The sequence below is a fragment of the Mesorhizobium sp. M2C.T.Ca.TU.002.02.1.1 genome (assembly GCF_003997225.1).
Genome location: NZ_RZTO01000861.1, coordinates 1 through 2,508, shown reverse-complemented (window position 1 = coordinate 2,508; position 2,508 = coordinate 1). Strand labels below are relative to the sequence as shown.

The 2,508-nt window shown below is 61.8% G+C and carries 3 protein-coding genes and 1 pseudogene; 1 reads left to right on the top strand and 3 read right to left on the bottom strand.

The features are described 5' to 3' along the window. Nucleotides 1-360: pseudogene (locus tag EOD07_RS30575) on the top strand (polyphosphate kinase 2); the annotation flags it as partial. A 139-nt stretch (nucleotides 361-499) separates the two neighbouring features. Here EOD07_RS30575 and EOD07_RS30570 read toward each other — a convergent pair. From EOD07_RS30570 to EOD07_RS30560, 3 genes are all read right to left on the bottom strand, one after another. Then, the gene (locus EOD07_RS30570) at nucleotides 500-1,249 is read right to left on the bottom strand and encodes an enoyl-CoA hydratase-related protein (RefSeq protein ID WP_127237958.1); all 750 of its coding nucleotides are present in this window, start codon (nucleotides 1,247-1,249) and stop codon (nucleotides 500-502) included. Between the two features lie 11 nt (nucleotides 1,250-1,260). Further along, on the bottom strand, nucleotides 1,261-1,899 hold the full coding sequence (locus EOD07_RS30565; protein ID WP_041007387.1) for a GNAT family N-acetyltransferase: 639 nt from the start codon (nucleotides 1,897-1,899) through the stop codon (nucleotides 1,261-1,263). 98 nt (nucleotides 1,900-1,997) lie between these two features. Further along, nucleotides 1,998-2,508, bottom strand: a 511-nt coding sequence (locus EOD07_RS30560) for a LuxR family transcriptional regulator (RefSeq protein WP_127237957.1), incomplete at its 5' end; no start/stop codon positions are given.

Below are 2,508 nucleotides of genomic sequence, written 5' to 3'. Positions count from 1 at the left end.
ATCTGCAACGAAGGCATCCATTTCTTCAAATTCTGGCTGAATATCGGCCGCGAAACGCAACTCGAACGGTTCCATGACCGCCGTTGGTCGCCGCTGAAGAACTGGAAGTTCTCGCCGATCGACATCGCCGGCGTCAGCAAATGGGACGACTACACCAAGGCGCGCGACCAGATGATCGAGCGCACGCATAAGGAGTTCTCACCCTGGATCGTCGTGCGGGCCAACGACAAGCGCCGCGCCCGGCTCGCGGTGATCCAGCGTATCCTGCTTTCCCTGCCCTATGACGGAAGAGACCTCGACGCCGTCGGCAAGCCCGACAAGAAGATCATCGGCGAGGGGCCGGAATTCCTGAAAGACTAAAGCATGTCTCCCGAAAGCGGGAACCGGTTTCGGGATGAAGAGATGCGCAAATCAAAATCCTAAAACGCATGGAGCGTTTGGACGGATTACAGCGCCGCGCGGCTTTCGGCCACGCGGCGCTGATGTTCATGCCGGCCGCTCAGGCGGCCAGGCGAGCGATCCGCTGCAGCCGCTTCAGCGTGGTGTCGTCCTGAAGCGCCTGCTGGAACAGCGTGATCTCGTGATCAATGCGGTCGCACAACACGTCCGTGTCGCCCTTGAGCAGGCTGCGCGTCTGCAGCAATGCCGTCACGGGTTTCTTGGCCAGCTGTTTCGCCCTCGCCAGCGTTGCTTCCTCGGCGCTGCCTTGCGTCACGATCTCGCCGACCAGGCCGAGCGCCTTGGCGTCCTCGGCGCCCAGCGTGTCGCCGAGGCAGAAGAAGCGGAAGGCGCCGGCATAGCCGAGCTTCTGGGGCGCCAGAATGCTGGTCGCCGCGTCCGGCACCAGACCGAAATCGACGAACGGAACCCTGAAGGTGCTGCCCCTGGAAGCGATCACCATGTCGCAGTGGAACAGGACGGTGCAGCCGACGCCGACGGCGTCGCCGTCGACACAGGCAAGCACCGGCTTGGGGAAGGTCGCCAACATGCGGAACATGTCGGTGACAGCGGCGATCAGCTCTCGGTGCTTGGTGGCGTCCAGGAACTCCGAGAAGTCGCCGCCAAGGCAGAAGCATCCGGCAAGGCCGCGCAGCATGACGACGCGGACCTCGTCATTGGTCGCTGCCTCGTGGAAAGTCCTGGCAAGGCTCGCATAGGCATGCCTGTCGAGCACCGGCCTTCCGTCATGCGAGGACACCGTGACGACCAGCGTGTGGCCACGCAGTTCCGGTTCGGGATGGAAACTCATGACCACCTCCATCACGACGCCTGCTTCAGGCCGAGCTGACCGGGATAGCCCCGGTTCAGCACCGGCAGGAAGTGGTTGCGGCGGGCCCGCACGACCTCAAGCGTATGGTCGGTGAAGGTCAGCAGCGTCGCCACGACCTGCTGGTTGCCATAGGTGCGCTGATAGCCGAGCGGCTTTGCCAGGAAATGCAGTTGCAGCGCTCTGAGCACCCACATCGGCTCGAACTCGATGATGACCTGGTTGACGTTGCGCTTCAGGCCCCATTCGACGAAGCCGGCGATCAGTTCGGTACCGACCGTCGAGACGCCGCGTTTGCCGTCGCGAAAACCCGGAGCCACCGCATAGCGGGTGAGCTCCCAGACATTCGGTCCCGAGGGGGAAGGCCCCTCGCAGAGATCCGACAGCACGTCGGTCAGAAGATGCGGCCGTGTGGTCGGCAGCATGCGCTGGTAGCCTGCCAGTTCGCCGTTGCGGATGACGAGGTGATGTTCGGCCTCGTCATGATCGAACTGATCGATCTCGAGCTGGTCCGGACGATCGAGATCGGTCCATCCCATCTCCTCGACGAAGATCTTGTAGCGCAGGCGATGAACCGCCTCCCAAAGGTCGGGACGTTCCATCAATTCCTGAGTGGTAAGGGCGAAAAGCATTAGCCGTCTCCTAGGCTTAAGAGGAAGATACGGCCGTGATGTCCCTTAAAATATTGCGCGGCTGCGCAGGCAAGAATTTCTAGGTCGGCACGGCCGACCTAGCTAATATAGCCACGCCTAATCGCCTCCGCGACTGCCTGCACGCGGTTGGCCGCGCCCAGTTTGCTCTTGGCGTTAAGAAGATGTTTCTCGGAAGTGTGTTCCGAGATGCCTAAAATTTGAGATATCTCCCATTCGGACTTGCCGACGGCCGCCCATTGCAGGCATTCCCGCTCACGCGCCGTCAATTCTATGTGATCGATGACGCCGTCGGCCTTGGTGTGCAACTGCATCGCGCGACCGATCGCGTAGGTCGATGCCAGCGAGACCATCCCGAATTCCTGATCCGACAGTTCGACGGATTCGCCGCCCAGCGAGACCATGACGATCTGGCCGTCGAGCGTGACCAGCGGAAGCGCCAGCCCGTCGCGCAGCTTGAACTCGCGCGCGTCGCCCATGACTTCGTCGCTGCTCTTGTCGACCACGCTGCTTTTGGAAGCATCCCGCCATTGGAACGGCGCCTGAAGCTGCTTCATGTGACTGACCACCGGATCGTGGTCGACATAGTTG